Raw genomic sequence first — 22158 nt, 5'->3', positions numbered from 1 at the left:
TGGCCAAACGTCCACGTACGCCCCAGGGTTCGCGCGCGCAGAGTGCTACGCGCGAAACAGATATGGGTTCGTTTCATCCGGGTGACCGGCAGAACCCATAGAGTGGTGAGCGTGGCCGCACTTCTCACCCAAGGGCAGACCGGTGAACTGGGCGTCTCGGACATCACCGTGACGGTGCACTTCAGCGCGGGAGTCGATCTCGCCGCGCTGCTCCTGACCGATCGCGGTGCGGTACGCGACGATACCGACCTGATCTTCTACAACCAGCCCACCGGCCCCGGCATCCAGCTGGTGCCCGGGCAGCACGCTGTCGCGGTGAATCTGAGCGCCGTGCCGCCGGGCGTGGCCCATATTCGCATCGTGGCCAGCCTCGACGACCGCGACAGCCGCTTCGGCGACCATCCCGCCCCGCACATCGGCATCGCCGACGATCGCGGAAACCCGCTGTACGAGTACGTGATCGACGGCCTCGGCAACGAGACCACGGTGGCGGCGGTGGACCTGGACCGCGGCGAGGACGGCTGGTACGCCCGTGCGGTCGGCTTCGGCCACCCCCGCGGCTTCGCGGCGCTGGTCGCCGATCACGGTGTGTCCATCAGCAATTCGCCGAACGCGGCCCGGCCCGCCGCGGTGATCGCGCCGGTCATGAAGTCCGGCGACACCGTGGCCCTGCGCCGGCAGGGGCAGGACCTGAGCTTCGTCAAGATGGGCCTGGGCTGGGATCCGGTGCACATCCAGCACAAATGGGGTTCGCGGCCGGTCGAGATCGATCTGGACGCCTCGGCCCTGGTCTACGCGGGGCACGATCTGATCGACGCCGCCTACTACGGCCAGCTCGTCACCAAGGACGGCGCCATCCGGCACTCCGGCGACAATCTCACCGGTGAGGGCAAGGGTGACGACGAGACCATCACCGTGGACCTGACCCGGATCGGCCCGCAGGTCACCGCCATCGTCTTCGTGATCACCTCCTACGCGGGCCACACCTTCGAACGGGTCCGGAACGCGTTCTGGCGCTTGACCGACGGCACCACCAGCACCGAGCTCACCCGCTCCAACCTGAGTTCGGGCGGCGCGCACACCGGCATGGTGGTGGCCAAGGTGCATCGCGAGGACGGCATCTGGAAGGTGTCGGCGCTGGGCCACCCGATCGAGGCCGGGCACCCGGTCGAAGCGGCGTCCCAAGTGGTCGGATTCCTGTGAACCGGTTCAGTCCACGGTGATGAACCGGCCCAGCTGCGGCACCGCCTCGCCGGGGTGCTTGGCCTGGAAGCCCTCGCCGATGGCCTGCAGTTTCCATTCGCCGCCCGAGCGGAACACCTTCGCCATGGCGATGGCCGTGAATGGCATGCCCCCCGCCAGCGCGTAGCGGGCCAGCTCGGCCTTCGTGGTGTCGTCCACCAGCCGGCAGTAGGCATTGCTCACCTGCTCGAAGGTGTGGCCCTGGTAGGAGGTGACGATGAAGAGCAGCGTATTCACATGGCGCGGAATGCGACTCAGGTCGACCAGGATCACCTCGTCGTCCCCGGCCGCGCCCTCACCGGTGAGATTGTCCCCGGAGTGCCGGATGGACCCGTCCTTCGAGATCAGCTGACCGTAGTAGGCGACGTCCACCAGGTGCCGGTCGGCGAACATGGCCACCCAGGCGTCCAGGTCGATGTTCGCGGCGCGGCGGCCGAACAGTCCGCCCTGTTTGGCCGGGTCCCAGCCCAGGCCCATGCGGATGCGGGTGAGCGCGACCCCGCCCTCCTTGCGGAGCGTGACGCGTTGGCCCTTGGACAGATTCACCGGCTTGGCGCCCGAGAGCCCGCCCTCGGTGGGCTGCGGCGGATAAGGCGGCGGAGGCGGCGGCTGGGTGCGGTCGGCCGGTGTCGGCGGGACCGGGGGCGGAGCGATCGGCGGCGGGTAGGCCGACGGCGGCGGTGGGGAAGCGACGGGCGTGGGCGCGGGCCGCGGCGCGTCCTCGACCGTCACGCCGTGATCGCTGACCAGGGCGGCGAATCCGCCCGCGTACCCCTGTCCGACCGCCCGCACCTTCCAGGCGCCGTAGCGCCGGTACAGCTCGATTGCGATGACGATGGACTCGCTCTGCAGATCCTCGATCTTGTACTCGTACAGCGCGTTTCCGCCGGCGTCGGAGACCACCGCGATCGGCGGGGCGATCCGCCCGAAGGTGGCCCCGGTCCCGTCGAGGGTGATGACCGCCCGGATCTGGGTGATCTCGGCGGGCACCTGCGCCAGTGAGACCGCCAGGTCGGCGGGCTGCCCGGCCACGCCATTGCGCAACCGCACTCCCGGACCGGTCGGTTGGTTGTAGAACACGAAGTCGTTGTCCGAGCGCACTTTCCCCTGCTCGGTCACCAGCAGCGCCGACAATTCGGCGGTGGCCGCGACCCGGACGGAGACCACCACCTCCGCCGCGGTCAGTGCGCCGTTCTGACCCTTCACCAATGTTGTGGACAAGGCCGATCCTCCCGTATCGAAAACGCCCACCTGCCACTCTAGGAGACCGGTCGGCGCTCAGCAGGCGAGCTGGTCGGCCAGATCCAGGAAATCCACGGCATTGATATCGAACTCGGCGGAGAACTCGGCATCGGCGAGCGCGGGGTCGCCGTATTCGAGCGGCCGGGCCACGAACGCGGTCCGGAAACCGAGCTCGCGCGCGGCCCGGATGTCGTACTTGTGGCTGGCCACCATCATGATCTCCGACGGCACCAGGCCCAGGTAGCGGGCGGCCAGGCCGTAGGTGCGCGGATCCGGTTTGAACGCGCCCACCATCTCGGCGGCGAAGACCGCGTGCCAGGGGAGGTCGCCGTGGCGCGTAATCTCCACCACCGCACTGACATCGGCATTGGACAGGGTCGCGAGGGTGAATTTCGCGCGCAGGCGGCGCAGGCCGGGGACGGTGTCGGGCCAGGGATCCAGCCGTGCCCAGACGCGGGCCAGTTCGTCGCGAGCGGCGAGCTTCAGATCGATGCCCTCGGACTCGAGCAGCGGGTCGAGGGTCTTCCGGTAGATCGACGCCACGCTCACCCACCCGCTGTCCGCGGGCTGCCGGGAGGTCTCCGCGAAATAGGCCGCGCGCCAGTCGTTCACGAACTTTCCCCAGTCCTGGTCCGGGCTCAGCTCCCCGGCGGCCGCGACGGCGGCCCGCACGATGGTCGAGTGGAAGTCGGTGGCGGTTCCCTGGACATCGAACAGCAGCGCTCTGGGCCTCATCGCGTTCACGGCGAAAGCCTACGAGATCGGTTCTAGGCTGGCGGGCATGGAGATCGGTCGGGCCAGCAGAACCGCCTTGGCGACCGCGTACGCGCGCGCCTACCACCAGCTCTCGGGCGAACCACGGGTCTTCACCGATCCACTGGCGGCGAAGATCGTGGGCTTCACCGCCGACCTGCGGCTTCGACACCGTCGAGGCGCGGCCGCTGGCGGAGCTGTTCACCGACTACCTCGGCGAGCCGCTCGCGGGCCTGCCGGTCCGGCGCCGGCCCGCGCCACTGCTGCACGCCGCGGCCGGGGCGTGAGCCGCCGCACTCACCCGTTTGCCCGGCATTTGCGCTGGTAGCCTCGGCGCGGGGGCGCTCGACCGATGTATTGCCCGATCAGCTCCGGACCGGTAATCAGTTCGCTCGGGTGGGTACGCGAGTCGAGGCTTTGAAGGTAGGAACCGGTGACCGTCGATCTTCCCGCGGCACGCCGGGCGCCGGGTCCCGGCGGCCGAAGACGGGTCCAGACGCTGCCGCGTCTGCTGGCCGCCGCGGTCGAGAGCAGACCGGACGGCATCGCCCTGCGCGCGGGCGGACGCTCGCTCACCTATGCCCGGCTCGACGCGTACTCCACCCGGGTGGCCCGGCTGCTCATCGCCCGCGGACTCGGTCCCGGCGACCGCGTGGTGCTGGCGCTGCCGCGCTCGGCCGAGGCCGTCGTCGCGGTGTGGGCGGTCGCCAAATCCGGGGCGGCCTTCGTGCCCGTCGACCCCGCCTACCCGCCGGACCGGGTCGCGCACATGCTGGCCGACGCGGGCGCTGCCTGCGGACTCACCCTCACCGCCACCCGCGAGCGGCTCGGCGACGGGCTCGACTGGCTCGAACTCGACGCCCCGGACTGCCGCGCGGAACTGGCCGACATCTCGGCCGAACCGCTGCACTACACCGACCGCACTCGCCGGGTGCACGGCGACGACATCGCTTATGTCATCTACACCTCCGGTTCGACGGGCCTCCCCAAGGGCGTTGCGGTCACCCACAGCGGATTGGCCGGGCTCTGCGGCGAACTCATCCGCCGCTTCCGGGTCGCCCCGGATTCCCGCACCCTGCACTTCGCGTCACCCAGCTTCGACGCGGCAGTCCTGGAACTCCTGCTGGCCGTCGGCTCGGCGGCCACGATGGTCGTCGCGCCCGCCGACTGCTTCGGTGGCGGCGAGCTCGCGGAGCTGCTGCGGGCCGAGCGGGTGACGCACGCTTTCGTCACGCCGGCCGCGCTGGCCGGGATCGATGCTTCGAATTTGCCGGACCTCGCGGTCGTGGTCGCGGGTGGTGAGGAATGCCCGCCCGATCTGGTGGCCCGCTGGTCACCGGGGCGCGGGTTCTTCAATCTCTACGGACCCACCGAGACCACCGTCGCCGCGACCATCAGCGACGCGCTCACCAGCGCCGACACCGTCACCATCGGCGGACCCATTCCCGGTGTGACCGCCCTGGTGCTCGACGCGCGGCTGCGGCCGGTGCCTACCGCTGTGGCCGGTGAGCTCTACCTGGCCGGGCCGGGGCTCGCGCGCGGCTATCACCGGCGGCCCGGCCTGACCGCCGCGCGCTTCGTGCCGCACCCGAACGGCAAGGGGGAGCGCATCTATCGCACCGGAGACATGGTGCGGTGGGTGCTCGACCGCGACGGGGTGCCGGGACTGCAATATCTGGGACGCAACGACTCCCAGGTGCAGATCCGCGGGATCCGGCTGGAGCTCGACGAAGTCGACGCGGTGCTGTTCGCCCACGAATCCGTCGCTTTCGCGACCACGCTGGTGCGACGGCTGCCCGGTGGCGTCGATGGGCCGGTGTCGTACGTGGTGCCCGTCCCCGGAGCCGATATCGATGGTGCCGCGCTGACCGACTATGCGCGGCAACAGCTTCCGCGCCACGCGGTGCCGGCCGCCATCACGGTGGTCGACAGCCTTCCGCTGACCCCGTCCGGGAAGCTGGATCGCGACGCGCTGCCCGAGCCGGTCTTCGCCGCCCGGCCGAACCGGCGGGCCCTGACCGCGACCGAGCGGGAGGTGGCCGCGGCCTTCACGGAGCTGCTCGGTGTCGCGCGAGTGGGTGCGGTCGACGACTTCTTCGACCTCGGCGGAAACTCCTTGCTCGCTACGAGATTGGCGGGACGACTGGGAGCGGGCCGAGCCGTGCGGGTCCCCGTGCTGTCGGTGTTCGAGCATCCGACGGTCGCGGCGCTGGCGGCGGTCATCGACGGGCTCGGCACCGGTGATCGGCCCGTGTTGACCTCGGCCCGACGGCCGGGGATGCGGGTCCCGCTGTCGCTCGCGCAGCAGCGCATGTGGTTCCTGGCGCGCCTGAATCCGGAGTCGGCGGCCTACAACATTCCGTTCGCGCTGCGCCTGACCGGGGAACTCGACGTGGCCGCGCTCGCGTGGGCCCTGCGGGACCTGGTCGAACGGCACCAGGCCCTGCGGACCGTCTACCCCGAGGACGGTGGCGACGGGTACCAGGACATCCGCCCGGCGGACGCCCTGCCGATCGACCCGGTCGCGGCCGACGTGACCGAGTCCGGAGTGCGGAGCGAACTGATGGCCTGGGCGGGCACGGGATTCGATGTCACCGCCGAGGTTCCGCTGCGGCTGCGGCTATTCCGGATCGCGGAGCGGGATCACGTGCTCGGGGTGGTCATCCACCATCTGGTCGCCGACGGCTTCTCCATGGCCCCCTTGACCCGCGACCTCATGACCGCCTACGCCGCCCGGACCCGGGGCGTCGCCCCCGACTGGACACCGCTGCCGGTGCAATACGCCGACTACGCGGTGTGGCAGCGCGAATTACTGGGCGCGGCAGACGATCTCGGCTCACTCCACGCCGAGCAGCTCGGTCACTGGCGGACCGCGCTCGCGGGATTGCCGCCCCTGCTGGACCTGCCCGTCGACCGTCCTCGCCCGGCGGTCGCCTCGCATCGCGGTGCGGCACAGCACTTCCGGGTGGACGCTTCCCTTCATCGGGCTGTGGAGGAGCTGGCCCGCACCCGGGGCGTCTCGCTGTTCATGGTGGTGCACGCCGCGCTCGCTGTCGTCCTGGCGCGGCTGGCCGGAGTGGACGATGTGGCCGTGGGCGCGCCGGTGGCGGGCCGCGGGGAACCCGAACTCGACGATGTCGTGGGCATGTTCGTCAATACCCTGGTCCTGCGCACCCGCATCGACCCGGCCGAGCGCTTCACCGACCTGCTGGACCGGGTGCGGGACACCGACCTGGCCGCCTTCGCGCATGCCGAGCTGCCCTTCGAACGGCTGGTGGCCGCCCTGGATCCACCCCGGACCCAGGCCCATCACCCGCTGTTCCAGGTGGCGCTGTCGTTCCAGAACTTCGGCGACCAGGTGCTGCGACTGCCGGGGCTCACCGTCACCGGAATCGATCTCGGCGAGGCGGTGTCACCGATGGATCTCCAGCTCACCGTGGTGCCGCAACAGGATGCCGAAGGTCCTGCGGGACTGCACTGTTCGTGGCGGTACGCCACCGACCTGTTCGACGAGAGCACGATCGTCCGGCTCGGCGCGCGGGTGGTCGCCGTGCTCGCCGCCATCGCCGCCGATCCGCACGCAACCGTCGGCGACCTGCCCTGCACCGATCCTGCCGAACTCGCGGTCCTGCCGACGACGGGTCCGCGGCGCGAGGTGCCGCAGAGGTTCCTGTTCAGTGGCTTCACCGATCGGGCGGTGCGCACTCCCGAACTGGTGGCCGTGACCGGTGACGGCATCGCGCTGACGTACGGCGAACTCTTCGAGCGGTCGAACAGGCTGGCGCGCAAGCTGATCGCCTCGGGCGTCGGACCCGGCACGGTGGTCGGCGCGGCCGTGCATCCCGGACCCGATCTCGTGATCTGCCTCTACGCCATCGTGCAGGCCGGCGGCGCGTATCTGCCGATCGACCCCGACCAGCCCGCCGAACGCACCGCCGACATGCTCGCCACGGCCGAGCCCGTCCGCGTCGTGACCGCCGATCTCGTGAATGCCCCGGAGCTGGAGAGCTTCTCACCCGCACCGATCACGGACGCCGACCGATCGCGGCCACTGCGCGAACAGGACCTCGCGTACCTGCTCTTCACCTCCGGGTCCACGGGCCGCCCGAAAGGCGTCGGCATCTCTCATGCCGCCATGGCCAACCACATCGCCTTCCTCACCGCCGAATACGGTATTTCCCACAGCGATACCTATATCCAGCTGGTGCCGAGCACCTTCGACGCCTCCCTCATCGGCTACACCGCCCCGCTCGCGGTGGGCGGTCACCTGGTGGTCCCGTCGACCGCTCGTCGCACCGATCCGGACCACCTCGCGGACCTCCTGATCCGGCATCGAGTGACGTCTTTCCTCGCGGTCCCTTCCCTGCTGCGAGCGCTGCTGGAGTTCGCGCCCGACGGCGCGCTGTCCGGCCTGCGGGTGGTGTGCGTCGGCGGCGAGCCCCTGCCCGCCGAGCTGATCGCGCGGTTCCGGGCCGCGAGCCCGGCCCGGCTGCACAACCTCTACGGGCCCACCGAGGCGACCATATCCATCACCGGAACCGAGGTTACCGACCACGCCGGCGGCCCGGTATCCATCGGTGCGCCGCACTGGAATTCCCGCGCCTACGTGCTCGACGCCCGCCTGCACGCGGTGCCGCCGGGCACACCCGGGGAACTGTACGTCGCGGGCACACAGCTCGCCCGCGGCTACCTCGGCCGACCCGCGGGCACCGCCGACCGCTTCGTCGCCGACCCCTTCGGCGGGGTGGGGGAACGCATGTACCGCACCGGCGACCTGGTCCGCCGCACCCGCGATGGTGGACTGGAGTACCTGGGCCGCACCGACTTCCAGCTCAAACTGCGGGGACAACGGCTGGAGCCGGGGGAGGTGGAGGCCGCGTTGCGCGCCCACCCGGACGTGGCCGAAGCCGTCGTCGCGATCCGCCGAGACCGGCTCGTCGGATACCTGCGCGCCGTCACCGGTACCATCCCGTGCCCGGACGAGGTTCTGGCAGCGGCCCGAAATCGGCTGCCCGGCTACATGATTCCCTCGGACCTCGTCGTCCTGGACGCCTTCCCGCTCGGCTCGACGGGCAAGCTGGACCGCGCCGCCCTCCCCGACCCGGAACCGTCGTCGCGGGCGTACGCCGCGCCGGAAACAGCCGACGAACACGCGGTCGCGGACGTCTTCGGCGCCGAACTGTGTGTCGAGAAGGTGGGACGCGACGACGACTTCTTCACGCTGGGCGGAAACTCCCTGTCCGCCATCCGGGTCCGTGCCGCACTGGCCGGCCGGCTCGGCCTTCCGGTGCCCCTCGCGTACCTGTTCACCCACCCGCGCGTCCGGGATCTGGCCGCCGCTCTGCGGGCGGAAACACCCATGGTCGGCGCCGGCCCGGACCCGGTGGCGGACGCCGTGCTGGATCCGGAGATCACCGCGGCCGGTCTCCCGCCCCGCCGTCCGGGCTCGCGGTCGGCGGTACTGCTCACCGGCGCAACGGGTTTCCTCGGCAGCTTCCTGCTCCGGGAGCTGCTCGAACGAACTTCCGCCACCATCCACTGCCTCACCCGTGCACCCGGCGCATCCGAGGCTCGCCGCCGCATCGTCGCCAATGCCGACCGCTTCGGCATCGATCTCGTCCCGCACATCGATCGAATAGTTCCGGTCCCAGGCGATCTCGCGCAGCCCGGTCTCGGCCTGAGCGCGAACGAGTTCACCGACCTGGCCGAGCGGATCGACGCGATCTACCACAATGGCGCGCTCGTCAACCACCTCGAACCGTATGCCCGCATGCGCGCCGCCAATGTCACCGGCACCGCCGAGATACTCCGGCTGGCCGCCACGCACCACGTCACACCGGTCCACTACATCTCCACGGCCTCGATCTCGAACGGCCCGCTTCCGGACGGCGTGCCCGGCTATACAGCCACGAAATGGGTTGGGGAACAGCTGGTTCGAGCCGCCGCCGAGCGCGGCGTGCCGGCCCGCGTCTACCGCCCCGGCCTCATCACCGGCGATTCCCGGTGCGGCGCGGCCGGGGCCGACGACGCCTGGTGGACGATGCTGCGCGCCATGCTGGTCCTCGGCCTCGCCCCCGAGCTGCCCGATGCCGAGGTCGCCATGGTGCCCGTCGATCAGGTCGCCGCCGCGATCGTCTCCGCCGCCCGGAAGCCGGCCGAACCCGGTGAGGTCGAGACCGTCACCCTGCTGCCGGCCCGGACGGTGTCCCTCACCACCGTGCGAGACGAAATCCTTTATCACGGTTACCATCTCGCGCCGGTGGCTCCGGCGGACTTCGCCGCCGCCCTGCTCACGGCGGCCGAACGGCCGGACGCCGACGCCCGTCTGGTGCGCGCGGCCGCCCTCAGCGTCAACTATTCGGCCGAGGTCACCGGCATGGCCCCGCGCGATCCCCGTTCGGCCTGTCCGGGAGTCGATCGCCCCATCCTGGCCCGCTACCTCGACTACTACGTGAAGACCGGTTTCCTGCCCCCGCCATGACCGACCGCTGGTCGGCGGGCAGGTGCGGTCTGGCCGGCGACCCGCTCGGTGCGCGACAGCCCCGATCGAGCCCTCGACAAGGTGCCGCAGGCCGAACTCGGCGAGCACCTGGAAGCGGCCGCCCGCCGCCACGCGAAGGAGTGATCAGCGCAGGGCGGCACGGGCGCCGGCCGCCTCGAGCTTGATTCGCGCGGCCTCGGCGGCGTCCTTGTCGACCTTCTCCAGCACCGCCTTCGGCGCGGCCTCGACCAGGTCCTTGGCCTCCTTGAGACCCAGCCCCGGGATGATCTCCCGCATGGCTTTGATGACCTGAATCTTCTTGTCTCCGAAGGATTCCAGGACGAGATCGAACTCGTCCTGTTCGTCGGCCGCCTCCGCCGGCGCGGAATCCGCGGCGACCTGGACGGCCACCGGGGGCGCGGCGCTGACGCCGAACTCCTCCTCGAACGCCTTGAGGAACTCCGAAAGTTCCAGCAGCGTCATACCTTTGAACACGTCGAGCAATTCGACGACGGTCATCTTGGCCATGATGTAACCCCTTGCAACGCTGACCAGGCGATACAAGTAATTCTAAGCGCCGGGGACCGCCAAGGTCATCAGATATTCGCGCTCCCCGCGTGTCAGCGGGCGTGGCGCGCCGTCGGCGATGGCGACCAAGGTGGAAGTCGCGAAGAGATAAAGGAATTCGCCGTCGCGCACCTCGTGCCGCAGGGTGAACGAGGTGGTGCCGAGCTTCTCCACCCGGGAGGTGACGGTCACCGGCGCGGCCCGGAAGACCAGCGGCATGCGGTAGCTCAGCCGCTGACCCGCCACCACCACGCGCCACGGACCGCCGTCGGAGTCGTAGCGGTCCAGCAGATCCGCGCGCGCCTCGTCGAGGTATTGGGCGAAGACCACATTGTTGAGATGCTGCTGCGCGTCCATATCAGTGCGGCGCAACTGGATGTCGTAGGTGTGCATCAGGCCTCCAGGTCCTTCAGGAGCACGCGCTGGTCCTCGGGCAGCGCGCGGGACCGCTGGGTCTCCTGGTCGAAGGCGACCATCGTGCACACCGCCGTCGAATACACCACGTCGTCGTCGCGGATCTCCTGTTCCAACACGAACGAGGAGGTGCCGACCCGGCTCACCCAGGTCTCGATCCGCACCGGATCGGGCCGGTACCGCAGCGGCGTCAGATAGTCGATATCCATCTGCGCGACCACGTTCGCCCCGCCGAACCCCTTCTTCCAGAACAGATCGATCCGGGATTCCTCGAGGTAGCGCAAATGCGCGGCATTGTGCACGTGCCCGTCGGCGTCCACATCGGACCACCGCAGCGGGCACTGGAAAAGGTGTCGGGCCACGCACGCATTCATATCAAGCGGGCCGGGACGGCAACCCCGCGGCCATCGCCGCGATGGCTGAATCTGCAAGAGTCGTGTCGTTGACGCCGTCGCCCGCGGGCCGCAGGCTGGGGGCATGCGGGTGGTGCTGATCGTGGTGTTCGACGGGTTCCAGCTGACCGATCTGGCCGGGCCCGCGGACGTGTTCTCCGGGGCGGCCGCCCTGCTCGGCGACGGCGGCGGCTACCGGGTCGAACTGGCCGCGGCGCAGGCCGGTCCGGTGCGGTCCTCGTGCGGCATCGAGGTGACCGCGCGGCACGGGCTCGACACCTGGACCGGACCGCTGGACCTGCTGCTGGTGGTGGGCGGACTGGCCTTCTGGGCGGCCTCGGGCGACGCCGTACTGGTGGCCGGGATCCGCCGGGTGGCCGCGATGTCCGACCGGGTGGGCTCGGTCTGCTCGGGCACCTTCCTGCTGGCCCGCGCCGGACTCCTGGACGGCCGCCGCGCCACCACCCACTGGGCGGGCGGGGAACTGCTGGCCCAGCAGTTCCCGGCCATCACCACCGAACCCGACCGCATCTACGTGCGCGACGGCCCGATCTGGACCTCGGCCGGGGTGACCGCGGGCATCGACCTGGCCCTGGCCATCGTGGCCGCCGACCACGGACCCGAACTGGCCCGCGAGGTCGCGCGCTGGATGGTGGTGTACCTGCATCGGCCCGGCGGGCAGAGTCAGTTCAGCGCACCGCTCACCGGCAATTCGCCCCGGCGCGATCCGCTGCGCGAACTCCAGGTGTGGATGGAGGAGCATCCGGCCGCGGACCTGTCGCTGCCCGCCCTGGCGCTGCGGGTCGGCATGAGCACGCGGCACTTCTCCCGCGTCTTCGCCGGCGAGACCGGGACCACGCCCGCCCGCTACGTGGAACGAGTGCGGATCGCCGCCGCCCGCCGTCTGCTCGAGACCACCGACCAGCCCATGGACCGGGTCGCCGCCGCGGTCGGACTGGGCAGCCCCGAGACCCTGTACCGAATCTTCCACCGCCACCTGGGCATCCCCCCGGGCGAGTACCGCGCCCGGTTCAAGAACTCCGAAGGAGAGCGTGCCTCATGACCTTCCAGATCGCCATCGTGCTCTATCCCGGCATGACCGTGCTGGACGTGGTCGGACCCTACGAGGTGCTGCGCGGCATCCCCGACAGCGAGATCCGTTTCGTCGCCGGGGAAGTCGGCCCGGTGGTGGCCGACAGCGGGGTGCTGGCACTGGGCGCGACCCACACCTTCGCCGAGACGCCCGCACCCGATCTGGTGCTCGTCGGCGGCGGGGAACAGGGCACCACCGGCGCGATGGCCGACCGCGAGCTCATCGACTGGCTGCGGGCGGTGCACCCCAAGACACAGTGGACCACCTCGGTCTGCACCGGATCGCTGATCCTGGCCGCCGCCGACATCCTGCGTGGTCAGCCCGCCACCACCCACTGGCTCGGCCAGCCCGCGCTCGCGCCCTTCGGCGCCGAGTCGCGGCCGCACGACCGCATCGTGCACAGCGGCAAGATCGTCACCGCCGCAGGCGTTTCCGCGGGCATCGACCTCGGGCTGTGGCTGGTCGGCCGGATCGCGGGGGAGGAGCGGGCGCAGATGACCCAGCTCTACATCGAGTACGACCCGCACCCGCCCTACGACACCGGCCACCCCGACAAGGCGAGCCCCGACCTGCTGCGCAAGACGCGCCTGCTCGCCACCAAACGATCGGCCAAGCCGCGGGTGCCGCTGGAGGTGGCGACCGCCGTGTGGCGGCTGACCCTCAACCGCATGCGGGATCGGGCCGCCGCCAAACGCTGAATTCCCGCATCGCCTGGATCCGCCGACCGAGCACGTCGCGCACCTGGGCTTCGGCCACGGCGTCCACTACTGCGTCGGCGCGCCGCTGGCCCGGCTCGAGGCCCGGGTCGCGTTCACCCAGCTGCTCCGGTTCCCGGACATCGAGCTGGCCGTGGACGATTCCGAGCTGCGCTGGCACCCGAATCCGGTGATCCGCGGCCTGAAGCGACTGCCGGTGCGGCTGCGGAAGTAGATCCGGGGCAAGAATTTCCGGCCCGCGAGCGATGAATTTCGGGCGGCGGTGAGGTCTATACCTGTGAACAGACGTTCGAAATCACCGTCGAGTCAAAAGAGTTGATCTTTCATGACCGTATTCGCCATCTACGGGGCCACCGGTCACACCGGCCGCCTCGTCGCCGCCGACCTCATCGCACGAGGGAAGGAAGTCGTTGTGTCCGGGCGCGATCCGGATGCCCTCGCCGCCCTGGGCCCCGCACGGGTCATGCCCGCCGCGCTCGATGATCCGGCGGCCTTGCGGGCACTGGCCGAGGCCGCCGACGTGATCATCCACTGCGCGGGGCCCTTCGCCACCACCGGACTGCCCGTGGCCACCGCCGCCGTCGAGGGCGGCTGCCACTATGTCGACCACGCCGTGGAAGTGCACCACGTGAAGCGGCTGTTCGACGACTTCACCGAACCCGCCCAGCGGGCCGGGATCACCCTGCTGCCGAGCGTGAGTTTCTATGGGGGACTGGGTGATCTGCTCGCCGGGGCCGTTGCGCGCGGAACGTCCGGCATCGACCGGATCACCGTGGCCTACCACGTCACCAACTGGATGATGACCCACGGTGCGGTGGAGACCGCGCGACTGCTGTTCGCCGACACGGACCGCATCGGCTACGAGGACGGGCAACCCCGATACGGATTCGTGGAACCGCGGCAGGCGATCTTCGCGTTCCCGCCGCCGGTCGGACCGCGGCCCATGATCGCGCCGGTGCCGTTCCCCGAAGCCGTCACCGTGCCCCGGCACACCCGCACGAAAGCGGTGGAGGCGCAACTGACCGCGCACACCTTCGCCGAGGACCAGGCCTTTACCAGCGAGCAGGTCGATCCGGCCTCCCGCGCCGACAGCCGCTTCATGATCGCCGCCCAGGTGCTCGCGTCCGGCGGCTCCGTGTCCGGGACGCTGTCCGGGCGAGACCTGTGGTCGGCCGCCGCGCTGGCCTCGGTGGAGGCGGCGGTGCGGCTCACCGAGGGCGCCGCCAAGAGCGGAGTCGCCAGTCCCGCCGAGGCTTTCGAGGCCGTCGGCTTCCTGCGGGATCTCGCCGCGCGCGGGGCCTTCGAACTCCGGTTGCCGGAACACGCGTGAGGAGCACGACCGTGGAACCGATTCTCGTCACCGGCGCGGCCGGGGGCAGTCAGGGCGGCACCGGCCGCCGCGTCGCCGAGATCCTGGTGCGGGAGGGCCTGCCGGTGCGCGCCTTCGTGCACCGTGACGACGGCCGCGCGGCCGAGCTGAAGGACCTGGGCGCGGAGGTGGTCACGGGCGATCTGCGCGAGATCAGCGCCGTGACACCCGCTCTCCAGGGCGTGCGCCGGGCCTACTTCACCTATCCGGTGACCGCCGGAATGCTGGACGCCACCGCGGTGCTCGCGGCCGTCGGCAAGCAGGCCGGGCTGGAGCGGGTGGTCGCCACCTCCCAGCTCGGCTCCGATCCGCAGGCGGGCACCCCGCACATGCGGCGGCACTGGGTGGCCGAACAGGTCCTCGACAATGCGGGGATCGGCGCGGTGCACCTGCGGGCCGCGGTGTTCTTCGAGAACCTGCGGGTGGCCATCGGGGACCGGGGTGAGCTGGCGCTGCCGCTCGGCTCGCCCGACACCGTGCTGCCGCTCATCGCGGGCGCGGACGTGGCGGGCGTCGGGGCCGGGGTGCTGCGCACCGCGGGCCCGGTCGATCCGGTGCTGTGGCTGGCCGGGGAGATCATGACCGTCGGCGAGGCCGCCGAAATACTCGCCGTCCCCTACCGGAACGTGGATCCGGCCGAATGGTCCGCATGGGCGCTGACGGTGTACCGCGACGAAGTGGTCGTGGAACACCTGACCCACCTGTGGACCATGTTCGCGGCCATCGGCTCCGGGCATGAGCTGTTCCGGGTCACCGAATCCATCGAGCGCTTCACCGGGCGGCCGCCGATCACCCTGCGCGAGTTCACCGCCGGGGCCTGAGGCCGGTCAGGCCAGCCAGCGTCCGCGCCGCAGCACCTGGCGCAGGCCCAGCTGGTCGTCGAGCACCACGGCGTCGGCGTACATGCCGGGACGCAGGTCGCCGACGTCGTCGAGGCCCGCCGCGTCCGCGGGGGTCGAGGTAACGGCGGCGACCGCGTCGTAGAGCGGGATGCCGCAGTCGCGCACCGCCCAGCGCAGGCAGTGCAGCAGCGTCGCGGTGCCGCCCGCCAGCGAGCCGCCCGGCACCCGCGCCACCCCGTCGGTCACGGTGACCGGGCGCGGCCCCAGCCGGTACTGGCCGTCCGGCATGCCCGCCGCCTGGGTGGCGTCGGTGACCAGCACCACCCGGTCGGGGGCGGTGGCGAAAACGAGTGCGCCGAAACCGGAGTCGACGTGCACGCCGTCGCCGATCACCTCCACGAACGCCTGTCGCTGGGCCGCCGCCACCAGGCCCGCCGCCACCGGGCCGGGCGCGCGGTGATGCAGCGGCGGCATGCCGTTGGCGAGATGGGTGACCAGGGTGCCGCAGCCCTGCGGACTCAGCGCCGCCCGGAAGCGGGCGAAACTCGAATCACTGTGCCCGACCGCCACCACCACGCCGCTGTCGGCCAATTGTTTGGCGGCGGTATCGAATCCAGGGCGCTCGGGGGCCAGGGTCATGACCCGCAGCTGACCGTCGGTGGCATGCAGGAGGCGGTCGATGAGCTCCGGGTCGGGATCGGTCAGATAGCCGAGATCGTGTGCGCCGCAGCGGGTCTGCGACAGGAACGGGCCCTCGATGTGGACGCCCGCGATCACGCCGTCCGCGGCGAGCCGGCGCAGCACGGCCGCCTGCGCCACCATCGTGTCCGGGGCCGCGGTCACGATGCTGGCGAGCACGCTGGTCGAGCCGCGCCGATGATGGAAGGCCGCGGCCTCCTTCGCCTCGGTCGCGTCCTCGGTGTCGAAGCGATACCCGAAACCGCCGTGCGTGTGGATGTCCACCAGGCCCGGTACCACCGTGCCCGCGTACACCGGCGGCAATTCCCTGTGCGTGGTGGCCCATTCGGTGGCGGGCCGGACCGCGGCCACCCGCTCACCCCGCACGGTGATCACACCGTCCTCGAGCACCCCGGCGCGGGTCACCACGCGGCCCCGCAGTTCCAGACCCCGCCGCCCACTCGCCAGACCCGTTGCCGCGTCAGCCATCACGCCACACCCATCAGCTCAGAATGACCGATCGCGGGACGGTGCGCGGGTGTTCGGTCCTGTCGATTTCCTGTTCAAACGAATCACATTCGGGCGGTCGCCGCGTTAGATTCGAGAGATACCAATCATTCGGACCGAAATTCTGCTCTCGGCACCACTTTCGATTCAGCAGGCGGCGAATTGAGGGGCGTCGCCTGCTCTCGCACCCGCTGAATCGGGCGCCACCCGATTCAGATGGGGCGCAGCACCACCAGGCCCGGCACTGTGGTCAGATACTGGGTCAGCGGGGTGTCGACGACCTGCTCGTTCGCGGCCAGCGAGGACGCGTTGCGGAACATCGGCCCGTTCGGGGTGTCGATGAAAATGCCCACGTGGGTGACGTCCAGGCCCGCCTCATCGGTGTACGCGCCGAGGAAATCGCCGGTGCGGAGTTTTCCGATCACCGTATTGTCGACCGCCGCGGCGGGCACGAAAGCGATGTCGCGGTCCATCACCGGCAGGCCCGGGAGATAGTTGCCGCCATCGGCTTTCGCGTTCAGATGCTTGGTGACGGTGACCGCGGCGGGGGTGAGGCCGCGCGTGATATCGGTGGCGGCCGTGCGGTTCACCGTCGCCCAATCGGTGAAGAAGTGCTTGCGGCTGGTGAATTCCACCCGGGAATCCGCGTAGCGGGTGGCCACCAGGTTCTGCACGAACTGGGCGCGGTCGGCCGAACGGCTCAGCGCGTCCACGTAATCGAGGTAGGTGAAGCAGTCGACCCGGCGGAAGTCGACCACCAGCTGCTCGGCCCGGGTGGCCGAACCGATCAGCATGTTCGCCCCGTACGGGGTGCCGAGGAAGCGGCCGGACAGTTGCGCGATCGCGTCGGTCCGGGCGCCCGGGATCGAGTTGCGCAGCGCGAGCAGCTCGTCCAACTGCCGGGAGGTGGACTCGTCCAGCGCCGGTTCGGCCGGCGCGGCCAGGGCCTGCGATGGCGGCAGCGCCAAGGCCGAAACCAGCGTGACCAGCATCAGCAGTAGCCGGGTCAGTGTGCGCACGAGCCCTCCCTCGGAACGAGACTGCCCCCGACGCTACCCGAGCAGACCGCCGAGCAGGCCGCCCTGCTGTCCGGCTTCCTGCCCGCCGCCGGTCCCGCCGATGAATCCGCCCGGCGGCAGCTCCGACGGCTGCACGATCACGAAACCGCGACCCGAGAACGAGAGCGTCAGGCCCTCACCGGTGCTGCGGCCGATCAGGCGGGCGAAACCCATGGAGTCGTTGCGCTTGATCCCGGTCTGCAGACTCGACGACCACGCCACCGCCGCCTGCGGGTCGGCGTAGGTCGGCTGATCGACGTTCAGCACCACCGGCTGGCCGTGCGTGGTGATGGCGATCCGGCCGCGACCGGTGAACACGCAGTTGAAGAACCCGGCATTGCTGGCATAGCCGGCCGCGCCCTGCACCCGCTGGATGTTGTACGACAGCGAGGAGTCGAAGGCCAGCACGTTCGCGCCGTTGATGGTCAGTCCGTCGGTGCCGTCCAGATCCACGATGTGCACATCGGAGGCGGCATTGGCCAGGAACAGATCCCCGCGCCCCTGCACCTGCATGAGCGGCACGCCCTCACCGGTCAGCCGCTGCTGGATGGCCCGCCCGATCCCGCCGGAACCGAGCGCCTTGAACCGCAGATCACCCTGATAGGCCACCATCGACCCGGCTCGCGCCAGCGTCTCCCCGTCCACCGCGACGCGAATCATCTTGCCGCCCTGCTTCTGGATGCCGAGACCGCTGACCTCGGCGTGTTGCGGATGGAACAGCTCGCTCTGCACGGGCGGAACTCCTTGTGATGCGGGGGGATTCGGAACGGGGGCCGCGGGCGGATACGCGGGCGGCGAGAAGGACTGCGGGGCAGCGGGCATCGGCTGCGGAGCCGGCATCGGCTGCTGGTAGGGCTGCGGCGGCACCGGCTGCTGATAGGACGGCGCGGGCACGGGCTGCTGGTAGGGCTGCGCGGGCATGGTGGGCGGCGGCATCGGCCGCGGCGCCGGGTTGGGCTGCGTCGGCAGGTAACCGGCGGGCTGGGGTGGCGCCGCGAAGCCGGCCGACGGGGGCGCCGGCGCGGGTTCCGGTTCGTCGTCGATGTTCACCCCGAACGCCGCGGCCAGACCCGCGAGCCCGTCGTCGTACCCCTGGCCGACGGCGCGCACCTTCCAGCCGTCCCCGCGCCGGTAGATCTCGACGCACACCACGGCGGCCTCGCTGGTCAGGCCGTTCATCGGGAATGTCAGTGTCCCCGCGTCGGATCCGATGGTGGCGGTCAGCGAGCCCGCCGCCCCGGCGAAGGTGGCGGGCCCGCTGCCGTCGAGGCTGGCGGTGATGGCGATCTTGTCCACGTCGGCGGGCAGCGCGGCGGTGATCACGTCGACCATGTCGCCCGCGCCGCGGCCGTGCCGGTACATCACGCCGGGACCCACCGGCTGGTTGAAGAAGATGAAGTCACCGTCGGACCTGACCCGCCCATCCGGGCCCAGGAGCAGCGCGGACACATCGACCGCGACGGAGCAGGTGACGGTGACCGTCATCCGGTCGGCGGGCGCGGGCCGGTTCTCGCCGCGCGCGAGGGCGGTCACCGGTGTCCTCCGCGGTGGGCGCGGACCCGTTCGGGCGATAGACGATTCACGGCATCCAGTGTGTCGAAACTCGGCCGCCAGGGCCATCCGGGGATACCCGGAGTCCGCGTGGCGTCCGGTGCGTCGTCATGCCGCGCGGTCGGTGCGCTCGGTGTGGTCCGGGCGCGGCAGGTCGGCTTCGTACTGGGCGCGGTGCAGCGCGCAGCGGTATTTCGGGCCCGGCTTGATGTAGGCGGGGTCCAGCCGCTGGGTGAAGCTGAGGTTGTCACGCCGCCAGCAATCGATGCACATCGGCTCGGTCATGGCGTCCTCCTCTGTCATCGCTTCCGCGAAGGGTATGCGGGAGAGGGATTCCCACTGACGGCCTGTTTCGGATATAGGTCCGGGCACTCTTGCGTAACGGATGCGGCCGGTTTGCCGACCGGTCGGTTGCTTAATGGGAGTCACGGGTGCGCCGCACGGACGCGATCAGACATCCCGCGATCACCGCGTACACGATGACGTAACAGTTCAACAGGATCGGGGAGATCGGCCACGACGGCGGGAACAGGAACCAGCCGACCACCACCCAGGTGTCGGTCCAGTGGTAGGCCCACGCGCCGGTCGCCACGTAGACGGCGCCGGCCGCCGCCCACCAGCGCGGGGCCGACACCGCGCGATGCACCAGGTAGACGAACAGCGGCAGGAACCACACCCAGTGGTGATTCCAGGAGAACGGCGACACCACGCACGAGGTCAGGCCCGCGAGGGTGGCGGTCAGCAGTTTCTCACCGCGCCGATAGAGCTCCGCCGCGAGCAGCAGCCCGCCGATCGCCACCGGCGCGGCCAGCAGCAGCCACAGCCATTGCGGCACTTGGCCGCCCGTGAAGTGCGCGATCGTGCCGCGCAGGGACTGGTTGGCGGGCTGGGTATCCGGGGCGATCCGGTCGGACTGGAAGAACGTGCGGGTCCAGTACTGCCGGGAATCCGAGGGCAGCACCGCCCCGGCGAGCCCGATGGTGAACACGAAGGTGGCCGCGGCCATCACCGCCGCCGCCCACTGCCGCAACACCACGAACTGCGCCACGAAATACAGCGGCACCAGCTTGATCCCGGCGGCCAGCCCGACCCCGACCCCGCGTATCCGGCTGTTCGGCGGGCGCGAGAAGTCCCACAGGATCAAGGCCATCAGCACCAGGTTGATCTGGCCGTAGTAGAGGGTGGTGCGCACCGGCTCCAGGAACATGCAGGTGGCCGTGAGCAGCGCGCTCAGCCCGGCCAGTCGCCAGGTCAGGCGGTAGCCGAGCACCCGCCAGCACAACAGGACGCACGCGTAGAGCACGCAAATGTTCAGTGCCAGCCAGGTATTCGTGACGGACGCCCACGGGATGGCCAGCATCGGCAGGAAACTCAGGGTGGAGAACGGGGTGTAGGTGAAGGACAGCCCGCGATGGGTGGTCTCGGTGTAGAGGGGATGCCCGTTGTAGATCTTCCAGGCGCCGTCGCGGTAGACGTGCACATCGAAACCGCCCGCCAGGAAACCCACCTGGTCCAGCCAGGGGTCGACGGTGGTGAATATCAGTGCCAGGGACAGCGCCGCGCCGCAGGCGAGCACCCACGCCGTCGTCCGATTCCACGGTCGCGATGGCGTACCGGAATCGCTCGCCACCGCTTGGTCTTTCGATCTGACCGCACCGTCTTTTGTTTTGGCACCGATCAACACCCAACCCACCTCAGATGTGCGATACCCCCTCCCGGATGTTCTGAACCCTACCGGCAGGGTTTGCTGGTTTCGTCACACCGCGGTCCCGCCCGGCGGAACCGGTCGTTTCCCCGCACCCCAGTGGTTGAAGACCAGGTTCAGCACGAAGACCACGATCACCGCCGAGGTGATCGGGCTGCCCGCGATCATCTGGAAGTCGGTGGGGAACTGCTTGTAGATGTTCGGGGCGACCGCGGGCAGCAGCGCCACCGACAGGGTGACCGCGATGATGAGCATATTGCTGGTGCCCTCGAACTGGACCTTGTGCAGAATCCGCAGGCCGACCGCGGTGACCATGGCGAACATGACGGTGGCCGCGCCGCCCACCACCGGACCCGGCAGCGCCGCGACCACGCTGCCCACCTTCGGCACCAGGCCCAGCGCGACCAGCATGCCGCCGCAGGCCGCGACCACCCAGCGGCTGCGCACCCCGGTCAGGCCGACCAGGCCGACATTCTCGGCGAAGGCGGTGTCGGGAAAGGAGTTCATGAAGCCGGCCAGCACCGCGGAGAAGCCGTCGGCGGCCAGACCGCGCGCCAGATCGGGCGGTTCGAGCTGCTTGTCCACCATTTCGGCGACGGCGACCATATCGGCGGTGGACTCGGTGAAGGTCACCAGCATGACCACGCACATGGAGATGATCGCGCCCAGATGGAACTCCGGCGCGCCGAAGATGAACGGCCGGGACACGGCGAACCAGCCCGCCGACCCCACCCCGGACATGTCCACCAGATGCATGGGCACCGCGACCAGCGTGCCGATCGCGACGCTGAGCAGCACGGCCAGCTGACTGACCAGACCGCGGCCGAACCGGTGGATCACCACGATCAGCGCGATCACCAGACCGGCCAGCGCGATATTCGAGATCTGTCCGTAGTCGGCGGCTTTCGGGTCGTCCCCGGCGATCAGCCCGGCGTCCGCGCCGATCAGCGACAAACCGATCACGCAGATCACGCAGCCCGACACCAGCGGCGGGAAGAAGCGCACCACCATGGCGAAGAAGCGGGCGATGATCAAACCGAACACGCCCGACACCAGGATCGCGCCGTACACGGTCGGCAGCCCGGCCTCGCCGCCGCCGAACTCCTGAGCGATCAGGATCATGGGCGAGACCACGGTGAAGGTCGCGCCGGCGACCACCGGCAGTCGCACACCCAGGATGCGGCCGATGCCGACCGCCTGAATGATGGTGACGATGCCCGAGACGAGCAGATCGGCATTGACCAGCAGGGCGATGGTGTGGGCGGGGAGTTTCAGCGCCCCGCCGACGAGCAGCGGCACCGCGACCGCGCCCGCGTACATGATCGCCAGATGTTGCAGGCCCAGCAAGAACAGCGTGGGTGGTGGTGGTATCTCGTCGACCGGGTGACGGGCCTTGACGAGTCCGGTGGCGGCATCGATTTCGGATTTACGGGAGGGGCGCACTTTTGCGAGAAAGCGCATTTGCATGACAAGCCTCCTGGAACACGTGGATCAACGGCCGGGGGAGGCCGTGACCACGAACCGAATGATGACGCAGGAAATACCGGG

Annotated in this window: 18 protein-coding genes; 7 read left to right on the top strand and 11 right to left on the bottom strand. The window is 70.2% G+C overall.

Annotated elements, in window-relative coordinates:
• Nucleotides 1-111: 111 nt before the first annotated feature.
• Nucleotides 112-1203, top strand: a complete 1092-nt coding sequence (locus ACFV4K_RS05735) for a TerD family protein (protein WP_379272367.1) — start codon at nt 112-114, stop codon at nt 1201-1203.
• A gap of 6 nt (nt 1204-1209) precedes the next feature.
• Here ACFV4K_RS05735 and ACFV4K_RS05730 read toward each other — a convergent pair whose 3' ends face one another.
• On the bottom strand, nt 1210-2463 hold the full coding sequence (locus tag ACFV4K_RS05730; protein ID WP_379272366.1) for a TerD family protein: 1254 nt from the start codon (nt 2461-2463) through the stop codon (nt 1210-1212).
• Nucleotides 2464-2520: 57 nt separating this feature from the next.
• Complete coding sequence (locus ACFV4K_RS05725; RefSeq protein ID WP_379272392.1) at nt 2521-3219, bottom strand: haloacid dehalogenase type II; 699 nt, start codon at nt 3217-3219, stop codon at nt 2521-2523.
• Between the two features lie 451 nt (nt 3220-3670).
• On the opposite strand from ACFV4K_RS05725, the gene ACFV4K_RS05720 reads away from it, so the two are divergent.
• Nucleotides 3671-9718, top strand: coding sequence for an amino acid adenylation domain-containing protein (locus ACFV4K_RS05720; protein WP_379272364.1), 6048 nt, complete (start codon nt 3671-3673; stop codon nt 9716-9718).
• 144 nt (nt 9719-9862) lie between these two features.
• Here the strand turns inward: ACFV4K_RS05720 and rplL are convergent, their stop codons facing one another.
• The 3 genes from rplL to ACFV4K_RS05705 are packed head-to-tail and all read right to left on the bottom strand — an operon-like array spanning nt 9863 to nt 11061.
• Complete coding sequence (gene rplL / locus ACFV4K_RS05715; RefSeq protein WP_379100612.1) at nt 9863-10246, bottom strand: 50S ribosomal protein L7/L12; 384 nt, start codon at nt 10244-10246, stop codon at nt 9863-9865.
• 42 nt (nt 10247-10288) lie between these two features.
• Nucleotides 10289-10678 carry an acyl-CoA thioesterase gene (locus ACFV4K_RS05710; protein ID WP_379272362.1) on the bottom strand — a complete coding sequence of 130 codons (390 nt, stop codon included), beginning with the start codon at nt 10676-10678 and terminating at the stop codon, nt 10289-10291.
• Nucleotides 10678-11061: an acyl-CoA thioesterase gene (locus ACFV4K_RS05705; RefSeq protein WP_379272360.1), complete on the bottom strand. Its 384-nt coding sequence runs from the start codon at nt 11059-11061 to the stop codon at nt 10678-10680. The genes ACFV4K_RS05710 and ACFV4K_RS05705 overlap by 1 nt, the downstream gene beginning before the upstream one ends.
• Nucleotides 11062-11176: 115 nt before the next feature.
• On the opposite strand from ACFV4K_RS05705, the gene ACFV4K_RS05700 reads away from it, so the two are divergent.
• The 5 genes from ACFV4K_RS05700 to ACFV4K_RS05680 all read left to right on the top strand — a co-directional run bounded on the left by ACFV4K_RS05700 (nt 11177) and on the right by ACFV4K_RS05680 (nt 15090).
• Nucleotides 11177-12154, top strand: a complete 978-nt coding sequence (locus tag ACFV4K_RS05700; protein WP_379272359.1) for a GlxA family transcriptional regulator — start codon at nt 11177-11179, stop codon at nt 12152-12154.
• The gene (locus ACFV4K_RS05695) at nt 12151-12882 is read left to right on the top strand and encodes a DJ-1/PfpI family protein (protein WP_379272357.1); all 732 of its coding nucleotides are present in this window, start codon (nt 12151-12153) and stop codon (nt 12880-12882) included. Before ACFV4K_RS05700 ends, ACFV4K_RS05695 begins: the two co-directional genes overlap by 4 nt.
• On the top strand, nt 12860-13114 hold the full coding sequence (locus ACFV4K_RS05690) for a cytochrome P450 (protein ID WP_379272391.1): 255 nt from the start codon (nt 12860-12862) through the stop codon (nt 13112-13114). Before ACFV4K_RS05695 ends, ACFV4K_RS05690 begins: the two co-directional genes overlap by 23 nt.
• Nucleotides 13115-13225: 111 nt before the next feature.
• On the top strand, nt 13226-14230 hold the full coding sequence (locus ACFV4K_RS05685; protein WP_379272356.1) for a saccharopine dehydrogenase NADP-binding domain-containing protein: 1005 nt from the start codon (nt 13226-13228) through the stop codon (nt 14228-14230).
• 11 nt (nt 14231-14241) lie between these two features.
• A complete protein-coding gene (locus ACFV4K_RS05680) occupies nt 14242-15090 on the top strand; it encodes an NAD(P)H-binding protein (protein WP_379272355.1) in 849 nt (282 codons plus the stop codon).
• Nucleotides 15091-15096: 6 nt separating this feature from the next.
• Here ACFV4K_RS05680 and ACFV4K_RS05675 read toward each other — a convergent pair whose 3' ends face one another.
• The 6 genes from ACFV4K_RS05675 to ACFV4K_RS05650 all read right to left on the bottom strand — a co-directional run bounded on the left by ACFV4K_RS05675 (nt 15097) and on the right by ACFV4K_RS05650 (nt 22077).
• Entirely contained in the window at nt 15097-16278 is a 1182-nt protein-coding gene (locus ACFV4K_RS05675) for an N-acetylglucosamine-6-phosphate deacetylase (RefSeq protein WP_379272353.1), read from the bottom strand.
• A 230-nt stretch (nt 16279-16508) separates the two neighbouring features.
• Nucleotides 16509-17315, bottom strand: coding sequence for a DUF1460 domain-containing protein (locus tag ACFV4K_RS05670; RefSeq protein WP_379272352.1), 807 nt, complete (start codon nt 17313-17315; stop codon nt 16509-16511).
• A gap of 33 nt (nt 17316-17348) precedes the next feature.
• Nucleotides 17349-18839 (bottom strand): AIM24 family protein, encoded by a 1491-nt coding sequence (locus ACFV4K_RS05665; RefSeq protein WP_379272390.1) that lies wholly within the window; start codon nt 18837-18839, stop codon nt 17349-17351.
• A 174-nt stretch (nt 18840-19013) separates the two neighbouring features.
• Nucleotides 19014-19190: a hypothetical protein gene (locus ACFV4K_RS05660; protein WP_357090651.1), complete on the bottom strand. Its 177-nt coding sequence runs from the start codon at nt 19188-19190 to the stop codon at nt 19014-19016.
• Nucleotides 19191-19320: 130 nt separating this feature from the next.
• On the bottom strand, nt 19321-20535 hold the full coding sequence (locus tag ACFV4K_RS05655; RefSeq protein ID WP_379272350.1) for a glycosyltransferase 87 family protein: 1215 nt from the start codon (nt 20533-20535) through the stop codon (nt 19321-19323).
• Nucleotides 20536-20661: 126 nt separating this feature from the next.
• Nucleotides 20662-22077 (bottom strand): nucleobase:cation symporter-2 family protein, encoded by a 1416-nt coding sequence (locus ACFV4K_RS05650; protein ID WP_379272349.1) that lies wholly within the window; start codon nt 22075-22077, stop codon nt 20662-20664.
• Nucleotides 22078-22158: the final 81 nt, after the last annotated feature.

Source organism: Nocardia sp. NPDC059764, from assembly GCF_042732555.1.
Classification (GTDB): Bacteria; Actinomycetota; Actinomycetes; order Mycobacteriales; family Mycobacteriaceae; genus Nocardia.
This window is presented reverse-complemented; position numbering and strand designations above follow the sequence as displayed.